Annotated in this window: 12 protein-coding genes and 3 pseudogenes; 9 read left to right on the forward strand and 6 right to left on the reverse strand. The window is 72.0% G+C overall.

Going from position 1 to position 12,328, the window contains the following annotated elements; translation table 11 throughout:
* Positions 1-6 precede the first annotated feature (6 nt).
* The gene (locus ACIBCU_RS18365; RefSeq protein WP_399232401.1) at positions 7-753 is read right to left on the reverse strand and encodes a GntR family transcriptional regulator; all 747 of its coding nucleotides are present in this window, start codon (positions 751-753) and stop codon (positions 7-9) included.
* A gap of 143 nt (positions 754-896) precedes the next feature.
* Here ACIBCU_RS18365 and ACIBCU_RS18370 point away from each other — a divergent pair, with 143 nt between their 5' ends.
* Together ACIBCU_RS18370 and ACIBCU_RS18375 are read left to right on the forward strand one after the other, a co-directional pair.
* Positions 897-1,745, forward strand: coding sequence for a (2Fe-2S)-binding protein (locus tag ACIBCU_RS18370; RefSeq protein ID WP_399232403.1), 849 nt, complete (start codon positions 897-899; stop codon positions 1,743-1,745).
* 204 nt (positions 1,746-1,949) lie between these two features.
* Positions 1,950-3,035, forward strand: coding sequence for a DUF2637 domain-containing protein (locus tag ACIBCU_RS18375; protein WP_399232405.1), 1,086 nt, complete (start codon positions 1,950-1,952; stop codon positions 3,033-3,035).
* Between the two features lie 3 nt (positions 3,036-3,038).
* Here ACIBCU_RS18375 and ACIBCU_RS18380 read toward each other — a convergent pair whose 3' ends face one another.
* Positions 3,039-3,449: an ATP-binding protein gene (locus ACIBCU_RS18380; protein ID WP_362939890.1), complete on the reverse strand. Its 411-nt coding sequence runs from the start codon at positions 3,447-3,449 to the stop codon at positions 3,039-3,041.
* Positions 3,450-3,702: 253 nt separating this feature from the next.
* Between ACIBCU_RS18380 and ACIBCU_RS18385 the strand changes: the two genes are divergently transcribed.
* Complete coding sequence (locus ACIBCU_RS18385; RefSeq protein ID WP_399232408.1) at positions 3,703-4,101, forward strand: ribonuclease domain-containing protein; 399 nt, start codon at positions 3,703-3,705, stop codon at positions 4,099-4,101.
* A 97-nt stretch (positions 4,102-4,198) separates the two neighbouring features.
* A complete protein-coding gene (locus ACIBCU_RS18390; protein WP_362939884.1) occupies positions 4,199-4,588 on the forward strand; it encodes a barstar family protein in 390 nt (129 codons plus the stop codon).
* On the opposite strand, the pseudogene ACIBCU_RS18395 reads toward ACIBCU_RS18390, so the two are convergent.
* Positions 4,574-4,681, reverse strand: a pseudogene (locus ACIBCU_RS18395) (ABC transporter ATP-binding protein); the annotation flags it as partial. The gene ACIBCU_RS18390 and the pseudogene ACIBCU_RS18395 overlap by 15 nt on opposite strands.
* Between ACIBCU_RS18395 and ACIBCU_RS18400 the strand changes: the two are divergent.
* Positions 4,675-4,893 (forward strand): annotated as a pseudogene (locus tag ACIBCU_RS18400) (oxidoreductase); the annotation flags it as partial. The pseudogenes ACIBCU_RS18395 and ACIBCU_RS18400 sit on opposite strands and share 7 nt — an antisense overlap.
* 6 nt (positions 4,894-4,899) lie before the next feature.
* A pseudogene (locus ACIBCU_RS18405) lies at positions 4,900-5,148 on the forward strand (RNA polymerase subunit sigma-70); the annotation flags it as partial.
* A gap of 101 nt (positions 5,149-5,249) precedes the next feature.
* Here ACIBCU_RS18405 and ACIBCU_RS18410 read toward each other — a convergent pair.
* Both ACIBCU_RS18410 and ACIBCU_RS18415 read right to left on the reverse strand, forming a co-directional pair.
* Positions 5,250-6,992 carry a pyruvate dehydrogenase gene (locus ACIBCU_RS18410; RefSeq protein ID WP_399232410.1) on the reverse strand — a complete coding sequence of 581 codons (1,743 nt, stop codon included), beginning with the start codon at positions 6,990-6,992 and terminating at the stop codon, positions 5,250-5,252.
* A 60-nt stretch (positions 6,993-7,052) separates the two neighbouring features.
* Positions 7,053-8,411, reverse strand: a complete 1,359-nt coding sequence (locus tag ACIBCU_RS18415) for a protein phosphatase 2C domain-containing protein (RefSeq protein ID WP_399232412.1) — start codon at positions 8,409-8,411, stop codon at positions 7,053-7,055.
* Between the two features lie 309 nt (positions 8,412-8,720).
* On the opposite strand from ACIBCU_RS18415, the gene ACIBCU_RS18420 reads away from it, so the two are divergent.
* Both ACIBCU_RS18420 and ACIBCU_RS18425 read left to right on the forward strand, forming a co-directional pair.
* Positions 8,721-9,707 carry a helix-turn-helix domain-containing protein gene (locus ACIBCU_RS18420; protein ID WP_362939867.1) on the forward strand — a complete coding sequence of 329 codons (987 nt, stop codon included), beginning with the start codon at positions 8,721-8,723 and terminating at the stop codon, positions 9,705-9,707.
* A gap of 70 nt (positions 9,708-9,777) precedes the next feature.
* Positions 9,778-10,260 carry a DUF456 domain-containing protein gene (locus tag ACIBCU_RS18425; RefSeq protein WP_399232414.1) on the forward strand — a complete coding sequence of 161 codons (483 nt, stop codon included), beginning with the start codon at positions 9,778-9,780 and terminating at the stop codon, positions 10,258-10,260.
* 55 nt (positions 10,261-10,315) lie between these two features.
* Here the strand turns inward: ACIBCU_RS18425 and rsgA are convergent, their stop codons facing one another.
* Positions 10,316-11,479: a ribosome small subunit-dependent GTPase A gene (gene rsgA / locus ACIBCU_RS18430; protein WP_362939861.1), complete on the reverse strand. Its 1,164-nt coding sequence runs from the start codon at positions 11,477-11,479 to the stop codon at positions 10,316-10,318.
* A gap of 321 nt (positions 11,480-11,800) precedes the next feature.
* Between rsgA and ACIBCU_RS18435 the strand changes: the two genes are divergently transcribed.
* Positions 11,801-12,301 carry a DUF5949 family protein gene (locus ACIBCU_RS18435; protein ID WP_399232417.1) on the forward strand — a complete coding sequence of 167 codons (501 nt, stop codon included), beginning with the start codon at positions 11,801-11,803 and terminating at the stop codon, positions 12,299-12,301.
* Positions 12,302-12,328: the final 27 nt, after the last annotated feature.

The following is a 12,328-nucleotide window of genomic DNA, read 5'->3' on the forward strand; positions in this document are numbered from 1 at the left end:
GCCTCCTCAGACGTCCGCGCCGTTGAAGTGTTCACGTACGAGGGACTGCACCACCGTGAGGTCCCGGGCGACGAGCGCGTCCAGCAGCGCGGTGTGTTCCGAGGCATCGGCGAGGAGGTCGGCCCGGCGGCCCGCGGGGCTGTTGACCAGGGGCCACTGGGACCGGCGGTGCAGGTCGTCGGCGACCGCGACGAGCTGCCGGTTGCCCGACAGGGCGAGCACGGCGCCGTGGAAGGCGCGGTCGCTCTCGGCGTACGCCGCACGGTCACCGACGGCGGCCGCCGCGACCGTGGCCTCGGCCAGCGGCCGCAGCGCGCACCAGCCGGACGCGGGGACGGCGCGGGCGAGCCGCAGCACGACGGGCACCTCGATCAGGGCGCGCACCTCGGCGAGCTCCGCCAGCTCGCGGGGGCCCCGCTCGCTGACCCGGAAGCCGCGGTTCGGCACGACCTCGACGGCGCCCTCGACGGCAAGCTGCTGCATCGCCTCGCGCACCGGGGTCGCGGACACGCCGAAGCGGGCGCCGAGCGCCGGGGCGGAGTAGACCTCCCCGGGGGCCAGCTCCCCGCCGACCAGCGCGGCGCGCAGGGCGTCCAGGATCTGGCCGCGCACGGAGTGCCGCTGGACCACGCGGGGCACGGGCGGCTCGCTGTGGGTGTGCTCGCCGCGCGCCTGCTCGGGCACGCGCACATCCCGCGGGGGGACCGCGGACGCGTACGGCCGCACGTTCTCACGCGCTCCGCCTTGCTCCACCGGACCCTCCTCCCACTGCCGGGCCGGCTCTCGCACGTCCGGCCCCTTGTGCACGATAGGCGGAGCGGGCCTCAGTTCAAACACCGGTCAGTTCGGGTAAGGTAAGGCTTACCTGTAAAAGATCGTGATTCGGTGGTCCCTGAATGACCGTGCCCGCCCTGCTCGCCGCCACCGCCCCGTCCCCTCTGACGGCGGCGTACGAACGTCTGGCCGAGGTCTTTCCCGGACTGCGCGCCGAGGTGCTCACCGACGACGTCGCGGCCCCCTCGGACAGCGGCTGGGTCGGCGCCTCCGAGCTCGCGGCGGGCGGCGCCGCACTGGACGCCTTCCTGGCCTGGGACGAAGCGCAGGTGCTGCGGGACTACGGCACCCGGGCCCGCCCCGACGTGATCGCGAGCTTCGGACTCCACCGCTACGCCTGGCCGGCCTGCCTCCTGGTGACCCTGCCGTGGTTCACGCAGCGCCGGGTGCCGAGGATCCCCGTGGCGGACGTCTCCTTCCACCGGGGACTGGGCCATCTGACCCTGCGCGTGAGCGAGTTCGCCTGCCTGCCCGACGACCCGGCGGCAGGACTGCCCGGCGCCCGGATCGTCCCGGACGAGTCGGCGCTCCGGGCCGAGGTCCTCGACTCCGTGGCCGAGCACCTCCGCCCGGTGCTGGACGGCTTCCGGCCGCGCATGCGGCGCGGGAAGCGGGCCCTGTGGGGCATGGCGACCGACGAGATCGTCGAGGGCCTCTGGTACATCGCCCATCTGCTCGGCGAGGAGAGCCGGGCGATGAGGGAGCTGGAGCTGCTGCTGCCGGGCACCACCAAGCCGTACGTGGGCACGGCGGGCTTCCGTGAACTGACGGGCCCCGACGGCGAACCGCTCCCGACGCGCGACCGCGCCAGCTGCTGCCTCTTCTATACGCTGCGGCCCGAGGACACGTGCGTGACCTGCCCGCGCACCTGCGACGCCGACCGCGTCCGGAAGCTGACGCCGGCCGTCTGAGACGCACCGCGGTCCGCACCACCCGGGCAGGCGACGGAAATTCGAATGCAACTCGCCGTCCACGAGAGGGCGTTCGAAAAGAATCCGCCCAACGATGAGGCCGGTCACCCCAATCGCGTCCACTTGCCCCGAAACCCCCTGAGCGCGGCAGTATTTCCGCCACGATGGCGCCCGAAACGCCCTACGTGACGCAAGGGACCGCGCATGAGACTGACCGACATATCGCTTGACTGGCTGCTTCCGGGCGCCGTGCTGCTCGTGGGGGTCATGGCGGCGGTGACGGTGGTCGCGCGCGGCAAGCGCGCCGCTGGGAAGGCCGCGGCCGACGACAGCTGGGAACGCAGCGAGGAGCGTCGCAGGCGCAAGGAGGCGCTCTACGCCACCGCCTCGTACGTCCTGCTGTTCTGCTGTGCCGCGGTCGCCGCCGCCCTCTCCTTCCACGGGCTCGTCGGCTTCGGCCGGCAAAACCTCAGCCTCTCCGGGGGCTGGGAGTACCTCGTGCCGTTCGGCCTCGACGGGGCCGCGATGTTCTGTTCGGTGCTCGCGGTGCGCGAGGCCAGCCACGGGGACGCCGCGCTCGGCTCCCGGCTGCTGGTGTGGACGTTCGCCGGCGCCGCCGCCTGGTTCAACTGGGTGCACGCGCCGCGCGGGATGGACCACGCGGGCGCCCCGCACTTCTTCGCGGGGATGTCGCTCTCGGCGGCGGTGCTGTTCGACCGCGCGCTGAAACAGACCCGCCGTGCGGCGCTGCGCGAGCAGGGTCTGGTGCCCCGCCCGCTGCCGCAGATCCGGATCGTACGGTGGCTGCGCGCCCCAAGGGAGACCTTCGGCGCCTGGTCGCTGATGCTCCTCGAGGGCGTACGCACCCTGGACGAGGCGGTCGACGAGGTACGCGAGGACCGCCGGGAGAAGGAGCAGGACCGGCACCGCAGAAGGGACCAGGCGAAGCTGGACCGCGCCCGCATCAAGGCCCTGAACCGGCAGAACCGGGTATGGAGCCGTGGCAGCCGGACCGGCCGCCAGGTGGACGCCCAGGCGATCGCCCCGGCACCGGGCGGCGGTCCGCCGGCCGTCGCGGAGCCTGCCATAACAGAACCGGGGCAACTGCCACTGCGCCCTCGGCCATCCCTCCAAGCCGTGAACGGCTCGAATTCCAGGAGCACTTCGGCACAGACCACCAGCGGTGAACCCGCGACCGTCGACCTCACGGCCGAGGACGACACCCAGGCCCTGCCCCGGCTCGATTCGCTGGAGCAGAAACTGAAGAACCTGGAGCAGCAGTTCGGCTGAGCGTCAGGCCTTCCCTGCGTTCAGCTCGAACCAGACCACCTTGCCCAGGGCCTGCGTCGTGACTCCCCAGGAGTCGGCCAGGCTCTGGACGAGGATCAGTCCCCTGCCGTGCGTACCGTCGTCGGCGTTCGGTACGTACGGGGCGGGCTCCTGTCCGGTCACGAAGTCACGCACCTCCACCCGCACGCGCGCGGGCGCGGAGGTCACCGTGACCACGGCGCCGTTCCTCGTGTGGATGAGCGCGTTGGTCACCAACTCGCTGAGCAGGAGCTCCGCCACCTCCGTCTCCTCCGGGCGTCTTCGGCTGCGCAGGAACTCCCGCAGCGCTCCACGCATCTCCCCCACGGCCGACAGATCGGCATGGCCGACTCTGCGGTGCAGCCGCAAGGGCGGGCTCTCCTGTCGCTTCGTCATGTCCCCCGCACGCACGCTGGATCGGCCTCCCTGAGTTCCGTTTCATGACGTCATGTCTCGAACACCGTCACGGGATGCATGCCCCACCGGGCAGCGGTCACGCGTCCCGAGGCATCAACATATGAACGGGCGGTCGCGCAACCCCCGATCGACAGCCGGCACGTTACGTTTTCCGTACTCGCCGTTAACTTCCCAAAAATTCACTGGTGTTGGCGTTGACGGATGGGGATCTACGCGCGTCATCATGGTGGACATGCGAATCCCCCCACGGATCACCACGCTCGGCGGCATCGCCGCCCTCCTGTCCGTACTCTTCGTCGGCGGGCCGGTCGCCGCATCGGCCGCAACGGCTCCCTCGACCGCCGCGGTCGGCAGCGTCTGCTACTCCGCGCTGCCGTCCCAGGCCCACGACACACTCGACCTCATCGACGCGGGTGGCCCGTTCCCGTACGAGCAGGACGGCACCGTCTTCCAGAACCGGGAAGCCCTGCTGCCCGGTCAGAGCACGGGCTACTACCACGAGTACACGGTCATCACGCCCGGCTCCTCGGACCGCGGCGCCCGCCGGATCGTGACGGGCGAAGAGGTCGAGGAGGACTACTACACCGCGGACCACTACGAGTCCTTCGACCTGGTCAACCACGACTGCTGAGCCGTACACCCACGGACCGGTCCGCGCCGCAGTCCCCCACCTGCGGCGCGGGCCACCGGACCGGCGTCGGGAGAGCACGCGCTTGTACGCTCCACGCATGACCGTGACCTATGTGATCGACGGCTCCGGGATCGGCGGCCTGGACGGCTTCTGGGATGCGGTCGGCGAGGCGGTGAACGGCCCCGGCGGCTACTTCGGCCGTAGTCTCGATGCCTTCGCGGACTGCCTCGGCGGCGGTTTCGGCACGCCGGATGACGGTTCCTTCGTCATCGAGTGGCACGACCACACCCGCTCCGCCCGCGCCCTGGGCCACGAGGAGACCGCCCGCCGGCTGGCCGGTCTGCTCCCCCGGGTCCACCCCACCAACAGGGGGCGCGTCGAGCGGGAACTGGCCGAGGCCCGGGCGGGCCGGGGCCCGACGCTCTTCGACCAGCTGGTCGACATCATCAGGGAGCGGACCGGGCCCGGGACCCTACGGCTGATGTGAGCCCGCACCGGCCACGCCGGTCTCCTCCCGTACGTGGTGCCGGCCGATGGGAAGCATCAACGGCCTGCCGTAGAGCGGGTCCTCGATTGGCCTACGCGGCCGGGATCCTGGCCCGCCGGCTGTCCCAGGCGGACACCGAGATCACCGTGGTCAACGCTGAGCCGTACTTCGTCCAGCGGATGCGTCTGCACGCGTTCGCGGCCGGCCGGGAGATCGAGGCTCCGAAGCTCGCCGACGTGTTCGCGGGCACGGGGATCCGGCTGCGCCTGGCCCGTGTCACCGCCGTCCACCCCGAGCGCCAGGTCGGGCCGGGTTTCACACCCACACCCGCGAAGCGGCGACTGGCCGGAGGCATGCCGGCCATCCACTACGCGCTCGTCAATGGCGCCCCCGCCATCCTCTTCGTACTCGGCGACCAGGTCATCGGCGCCGTGACGTTCGACGTCGCAGGCGGCAGGATCGCGACCGTGCGCGGCATCGCCGCCCCCACCCGTCTCGTCCGCCTCACCGAAGCCTGGCGGCAGCACGGACCGGACACGCCGCTCATCGCCCAGTGGTGACCCGACGCCGAAGGAATCAGGAGATGAGCCTGCCTGACATCGCCGCCCGGCTCGTCATCGCCACCGGTGACAACAAGGGCGCGACCGCGCCCCGGTCACGCTCAGGGCCGCGGGACGTTACGGAGGTTGGAGCGGGCCATCTGGAGCATCTTGCCGACCCCGCCGTCCAGGACCATCTTGCTGGCGGAGAGCGCGAAGCCGGTGACCATGTCGGCGCTGATCTTCGGCGGGATGGATAGGGCGTTCGGGTCGGTGACCACGTCGACGAGCGCCGGGCCCTTGTGCCTGAAGGCTGCCTTGAGCGCGCTCTCCAGCTGCTTGGGCTTCTCGACCCGCACCCCGTAGGCCCCGGCGGCCCGCGCGATCTCCGCGAAGTCGGGGTTCGTGTTGGTCGTGCCGAACGAGGGCAGCCCCGCGACCAGCATCTCCAGCTCGACCATGCCGAGCGAGGAGTTGTTGAACAGGACGACCTTCACCGGCAGGTTGTACTGGACGAGCGTGAGGAAGTCGCCCATCAGCATGGTGAATCCGCCGTCGCCGGACATCGACACGACCTGCCGGTTCCGGTCGGTGAACTGGGCCCCGATCGCCTGTGGAAGGGCGTTGGCCATCGAGCCGTGGCTGAACGAACCGATCACCCTGCGCTTGCCGTTGGGCGTCAGATAGCGGGCGGCCCACACATTGCACATGCCGGTGTCGACGGTGAACACGGCGTCGTCGTCCGCGAGTTCGTCGAGGACCGAGGCGACGTACTCGGGATGGATCGGGACGTGCTTCTCGACCTTGCGGGTGTACGCCTTGACCACGCCCTCGAGCGCGTCGGCGTGCTTCTTCAGCATCCGGTCGAGGAACTTGCGGTCGGTCTTGACCTTCACGCGCGGGGTCAGGGCGCGCAGCGTCTCGCGCACATCGCCCCAGACGGCCAGATCGAGCTTGGACCGCCGGCCCAGGTGCTCCGGGCGCACGTCGACCTGGACGATCTTCACGTCGTTCGGGAGGAACGCGTTGTACGGGAAGTCGGTGCCCAGCAGGATCAGCAGATCGCACTCGTTGGTGGCCTCGTAGGCGGCGCCGTAGCCGAGCAGTCCGCTCATACCCACGTCGTACGGGTTGTCGTACTGGATCCACTCCTTGCCGCGCAGCGCGTGGCCCACGGGGGACTTCACCCGCTCGGCGAACTCCATGACCTCGGCGTGCGCGCCCGCCGTTCCGCTTCCGCAGAACAGCGTCACCCGTTTGGCCTCGTCGATCATTCCGCAGAGCTTGTCGATCTCCTCGTCACCGGGCTTCACGGAGGGCCGCGAGGTGACCAGGGCGTGCTCGATCGACTTCTCCGGGGCCGGCTGCGCGGCGATGTCACCCGGCATCGACACGACGCTGACGCCGCCTCGGCCGATCGCGTGCTGGATCGCCGTCTGGAGGAGCCGCGGCATCTGCTGCGGGTTGGAGATCATCTCGTTGTAGTGGCTGCACTCCTGGAAGAGCAGCTCCGGGTGCGTCGCCTGGAAGTAGCCGAGGCCGATCTCGCTCGACGGGATGTGCGAAGCGAGGGCGAGCACCGGAGCCATGGAGCGGTGGGCGTCGTAGAGGCCGTTGATGAGGTGGAGGTTGCCCGGCCCGCACGAACCGGCGCACGCCGCGAGGGTGCCGGTGATCTGGGCCTCGGCGCCGGCCGCGAACGCGGCGGTCTCCTCGTGCCTGACCTGGACCCACTCGACGGCGGGGTTACGCCGGACGGCGTCGACCACGGGGTTGAGGCTGTCGCCCACGACGCCGTACAGCCGCTTGACCCCCGCTCGCACGAGGATGTCGACGAACTGTTCCGACACGTTCTGCTTGGCCATGGGTGCGCACCCTCTCTGCCTCCGGCTGTCCGTGCCTCCATCAACCCATGGCGTGCCGGGTTACGCCTCCCAGACCGCCGCGCTCGTACGGTCGTCGGCGTACCCCTTGACCCTCAGCTGGGTGTCGGCCAGGTAGGCGGGCAGGCCGGGCGGGCCGTCGGCGGCCCAGCGCCGCGCGAGCTCCTCGGCGAACGCCGGCTCTCCGCGCATGGGTTCGGCCAGGCCGTTTCCGCAGAGCAGCAGCGTGTCACCCGGCCGTGCCACGGTGGCACGGAAGCGGAAGGGTTCCGCGGGCGGTGGCGGCGGGCTCCCGGCGTACGGGGGCCGGGAGGTGGTGATCTGCAGATCCATCGTCAGCCGGTCCCCGCCTGGACTCTCCTCACTCGCCTCCCGGCCGGTCGCGGGGAGCGCGGGGTCGAGGTCCTGCCAGACCCCGTCGCGCAGGCGGAAGAGGCCGCCCCGTCCGATGCCGAAGAAGACCCGGGTACGGCACTCCGGGTCGGCGGACAGCAGCAGACAGCGCAGGTCGGCGCTGTACGCGGACGGTTCGAGGCCGAGCTCGGCGGCCCGGCCGCGCAGCTTGCCGTAGGTGCGGTCGGTGAGGCGTTGCAGCCCCGACTTGAGGTCGCCCCTGCGTCCAGCCCTTATGTCGTCGGAGAGCCGGGCATGACTGCGGGCGACGGATCCGCCGATCCAGCGACAGGCGTCGGCGGCGGCGAGGCGGGTCTGTTCCGTGCCCCGGGCGCCGCCGGCCACCGCGACGAGGACCAGGGCGCTGTCTCCGGCGCCGAAGCGCGCGGTGAGCAGGGCGTCGCGGCGGGGCTCGCCCCGGAAGCGCGCCGAGTCGCCGCGTACGGACGCGGCCCGCAGGGTGTACGTCCCGTACCTGGCGCCGTCGAGGACCGTGTCGGAAACGAGGCCGTCGAGGTCGTCGGGGCCGGAGGCTGGCAGTGCGGCGGGCTCGGCGTCGTAGGTGGGGGGCCGGTCCCCGATGTGGCCGACGGCTGGGCGTACGGGCGGGGCCCCGGGCGGCTCCGGCACGGCGGGTGGGTCGGCGGCGGGCGCCCGTACCGCGAAGGTACGCGGCTCAGGAGGTCCGGTGGGGGCCTCCCAGGGGGCGCGCCCCACCGCGACGGTGGGCGCGGGCGGGGGCTCCGGCGCGGGCGGTGGTGTCGGGGTTTCCGGCGCGAGGTCCGCCTCCGGCAGGCGCGGGTCGGGCAGCGGCACCACCGTGACCGGGTGGTCCACCTGCTCCGCCCGGTCGGTCTCCGGCCCGCCCACGGCGTCCGACGCCGAGTCGAAGCGGTCGTCGAGGCTGTCGGCCGCGCCGCTCGGCCCGGTGTCCGGCGCGGCCTCGTCGTACAGAGCCCGCCACCAGTCGTCCTCGTGGGCGGCGGGCTTCTCCCCCTGCTGGCTCATGCCCATATTGTCGACCGCTCGGGGCGTACGAAACCGGGTCATCCGGAAAAGTGGCCCGGAAGTGGCTCCGGGAGGTGGCCCGCCAGGCGTCCCCACCCCCCACGGGAAGGTCGCCCGGCGGGCCGGTCTGTGTGCTCAGCCCGCCGCCCATGGCGCGGACGTCGCCGCGGTGGCGCCAGATTGTCAGAGAGACGGGTACGACGGGGCATGATGGGCCCGGCGGGTTTACGCCGTGGCTGTTTCCCGCCACCGCGCACCCCGCCCGACGGGCGCGGGAACGCGCGAGCACGGAGCCGGGGAGGGCCGAGGATGCTGTCAGCGATAGGTCTCGACGAGAGACAGGAAGCGGCCTACCGGGCACTGGTCGCGGCCGGCGCCGCGGAGCTCTCCGACCTCGCGCGCCGGCTCGCCCTGCCGGAGGCGGACACCGAGCGTGCGCTGCGCCGGCTGGAGCAGCAGGGGCTCGTGGCCCAGTCGTCGTCACGGGCGGACCGCTGGGTCGCCGCGCCGCCCGGGGTCGCCCTGGGCGCGCTGCTGACCCAGCAGCGCCATGAGCTCGAACAGGCGGAGCTGGCGTCCGCGCTGCTCGCCGAGGAGTACCGGGCGGAGGCCGCCGAACCCGCGGTGCACGACCTGGTGGAGGTGGTGACGGGCGCGAGCGCGGTGGCCCACCGGTTCCACCAACTGCAGCTGGGCGCCACGTCCGAGGTCTGCGCGCTGGTCACGGGGAAGCCGATCGCGGTCACCGGGATGGAGAACGAGTCCGAGGAACGGGCGGCGATGCGCGGTGTGTCCTACCGCGTGGTCGTCGAGCGCGACGTGCTCTCGCTGCCGTCCGGGATCGTGGAGCTGTCCGCGGCGCTGGGCCGCGACGAGCAGTGCCGGGTGGTCGACCGGGTACCGACGAAACTGGTGGTCGCCGACGCCGCGCTGGCCATGGTGCCGCTGACCGGCCGGGGGGCCGAGCCCGCCGCCCTGGTGATCCACGCCAGCGGGTTGCTGGAGTCCCTGATGGGCCTCTTCGAGGCGGTGTGGCGGGACGCGATGCCGCTGCGGCTCGGCGGGAGCGGGATCCGCGAGGAGAACGGGCCGGGCGCCGATCCGACCGATCTGGAGATCCTCTCGCTGCTGCTGGCGGGTCTGACGGACGCGAGCGTGGCGAAGCAGCTGGACCTGGGGCTGCGGACGGTGCAGCGGCGGGTGAAGGGGCTCATGGAGCTCACCGGGGTCACCACCCGGCTGCAACTCGGCTGGCACGCGTACGAACGTGGCTGGGTGGCCCGCGCCCCGCGCTGACCGCGGCTTCGGCAGCTCGTGGGGACAGCGCTGACGGGCGGGACCCGGCGTACTCCGGCACGCTGGTCGAATGAGTGTGTGGCAGCTCGTTGCCGTCGGGGCGGTGATGCTGCTCGGCCTGGTCGGCGTTCTGGTGCCGGGCGTGCCCGGGCAGGCGATCGTCTGGGCCGCGGTGCTCTGGTGGGCGCTGACGGACCCGACCCCGGTCGCCTGGAGCGTGCTGATCGGCGCGACCTGCCTCCTGCTGCTGAACCAGGCGCTGCAGGCGCTGCTCCCCTCGCGGCGCCCCCGCGAGTCGGGGGCGCCGCGCAGGACGCTGACGGCCGGCGGCCTCGCGGCGATCGTCGGCTTCTTCGTCGTCCCGGTGGTGGGCGGGATCCTGGGATACGTGGGCGCGATCTACGGCGCCGAACGGCTGCGGCTCGGCAGCCGGGCGGCGGGCTGGACCTCACTCCGGTCCGTGATGCGGGCGACGGGGTACTCGGTGCTCCTGGAGCTCTTCTGCTGTCTTCTGGCGGTGGGGGCATGGCTGGGCGCGGTCATCTGGGGCTGAGGGCGGGAGGGGGCCGGAACGGCGACTGCGCCCCGGCCTCCTCCCGCCGTTCTCGCTAACGCGTCCTGCCGCGCTTCATCGCCATGGCCGCCCGGCCCTCCGCTCCCCTGCGCTTCCACTCGCGCAGGGTCTCGGTGCGCAGCCGGGCGTCCGTCTTCGCCGCGATGCGGTGATTCTCCCGGAGCAGCTTGCGGTAGCTGTCGAGACGCCGTTCGGGCAGCGACCCGTCCTCGACGGCGCCGAGCACGGCACAGCCGGGCTCGGCCTCGTGGGCGCAGTCATGGAAACGGCAATGCCGGGCCAGGTCCTCGATCTCCGAGAAGACCTGGCCGACGCCGGCCTCCGCGTCCCAGAGACCGACCCCCCGCAGCCCCGGGGTGTCGATCAGGACGCCACCCCCCGGCAGCACGAGGAGGTTGCGCGTGGTGGTGGTGTGGCGGCCCTTGCCGTCCACGTCCCGCGCCGCCCGCACATCCATCACGTCCTCGCCGAGCAGGGTGTTGGCGAGGGTCGACTTGCCGGCGCCGGAGGTTCCGAGCAGCACGCTCGTACCGCCGCCGACGATCGCCCCGAAGACGTCCACACCCTCCCCCGTGGCGGAGCTGACGGGGAGCACCTGGACCCCGGGGGCGATGCGCTCGATGTCCTCGACGAGGTGGGACAGCGTCGTGGCGTCGGGGACGAGGTCGGCCTTGGTGAGCAGCACGAGCGGGTGCGCCTCGTACCCCTCGTGACCGGCGGGGCGGCTCGCGTCGCCGAGCAGAGCGGCGCCGGCGGTGCTGGACATGGCCAGCGCCAGGAACCGTTCCAGCCGTCCGAGGTCCAGCTCGACGGCGAGCGAGACACAGATGACGATGTGATCGATGTTGGTGGCGAGGACCTGGCCCTCGGAGCGCTGCGACGACGTCGAGCGTACGAAGGCGGTGCGGCGGGGCAGGAGCGTACGGACGAACTGCGGGTCGCCGTCGGGGTCGACGGCCACCCAGTCCCCCGTGCAGACGATCCGCATCGGGTCCCGGGGCACCACGAAGGCGGTGTCCGCCCTGAGGGTGCCGTCCGGAGTGACCACGTCGCACTGCCCGCGGTCGACCCGCACCACGCGTCCCGGCAGGAGCCCCTGCTCGGCGTACGGGGCGAAGGTGTCGGCCCATGCGTCGTCCCAGCCGTACGGGGCCAGCGGGTGCGACGGGGTGGAAGCCTGGGAAATGGAGGAAGACAAGGGAAACCCTTCACAAGGGTGGCCCCGGCACCGCGCGTTCAGGCGCGGAGAGAGAAGGTCAAGGTCAGCCGGCGGCCACAGGGGTGGGAACGATGCACTTCGGGTCGTGGGCAGCGCCCACCGCAACGACAGTCATCAATGTCCTCACCTCCTGATTCCTCGAACTGGCCACACCCTAGCCCGTGGTCACCCGGTGGCGTCAACGGGTTTTCCGCACACCGCCCCCGTACCGGCCCTGTACACCGGACTTCGCCCCTGATATCCCTCGATCAGGTGATACACATGCACAACCACCGGTCCGGGGCCGTTAGGGTGCCGGACATGACCTCACTCCAGACCTCCACCGGCGCCTTCACACAAGCCCAGTTGGGCACGCAGATCCTGCTGGGCTGGAGCGGCGGACACCCCGACCGGCAGCATGACGTCGCCTTCCTCCTCACCTACGCGCTCGGCGACGGGCAGGACGGGCCGGAGGCCGGCGAGCGGGCCATGCGCACGGCTCTCGGACGCAGCGGGCTCCAGGTGGGGGGCGAGACCTTGGACGCCACGGAACTGCCGAACCTGCCCGTGAAGCTCCTGGTCCAGGCCGGCCAGGCGGTCCTGACGCTCCCTCACTTCAAGGCGCAGTACACCGTGCCGCCGGAGTGGCTGGCGGCCGCCCGGGCCGAGGGCACGGTGCACGGGATGTTCGCCACGCGCCCGTGGCCCGAGGCCGTCCCAGGCCGCCCGGTGAGCGAGGAACTGCTGCGGTCCTTCGTGGGTGACCCGGAGGTCATCGGGACCTCGGCCCACTGTCTTCTGCCGGTCCGCAGCCTGGGCTGACCTCCCGCGAGGTCCCGGCCCCCTTCG

Source organism: Streptomyces sp. NPDC051064 (assembly GCF_044455985.1).
GTDB lineage: Bacteria > Actinomycetota > Actinomycetes > Streptomycetales > Streptomycetaceae > Streptomyces.

Coding starts and splice junctions, on each gene's coding strand:
- ACIBCU_RS18415 (WP_399232412.1), bottom strand. CDS start 8,411: ATGAGCCAGCAGGGGGAGAAGCCCGCCGCCCACGAGGACGACTGGTGG.
- ACIBCU_RS18385 (WP_399232408.1), top strand. CDS start 3,703: ATGCGAATCCCCCCACGGATCACCACGCTCGGCGGCATCGCCGCCCTC.
- ACIBCU_RS18425 (WP_399232414.1), top strand. CDS start 9,778: ATGAGTGTGTGGCAGCTCGTTGCCGTCGGGGCGGTGATGCTGCTCGGC.
- ACIBCU_RS18390 (WP_362939884.1), top strand. CDS start 4,199: ATGACCGTGACCTATGTGATCGACGGCTCCGGGATCGGCGGCCTGGAC.
- ACIBCU_RS18380 (WP_362939890.1), bottom strand. CDS start 3,449: ATGACGAAGCGACAGGAGAGCCCGCCCTTGCGGCTGCACCGCAGAGTC.
- ACIBCU_RS18410 (WP_399232410.1), bottom strand. CDS start 6,992: ATGGCCAAGCAGAACGTGTCGGAACAGTTCGTCGACATCCTCGTGCGA.
- ACIBCU_RS18375 (WP_399232405.1), top strand. CDS start 1,950: ATGAGACTGACCGACATATCGCTTGACTGGCTGCTTCCGGGCGCCGTG.
- ACIBCU_RS18435 (WP_399232417.1), top strand. CDS start 11,801: ATGACCTCACTCCAGACCTCCACCGGCGCCTTCACACAAGCCCAGTTG.
- ACIBCU_RS18370 (WP_399232403.1), top strand. CDS start 897: ATGACCGTGCCCGCCCTGCTCGCCGCCACCGCCCCGTCCCCTCTGACG.
- ACIBCU_RS18420 (WP_362939867.1), top strand. CDS start 8,721: ATGCTGTCAGCGATAGGTCTCGACGAGAGACAGGAAGCGGCCTACCGG.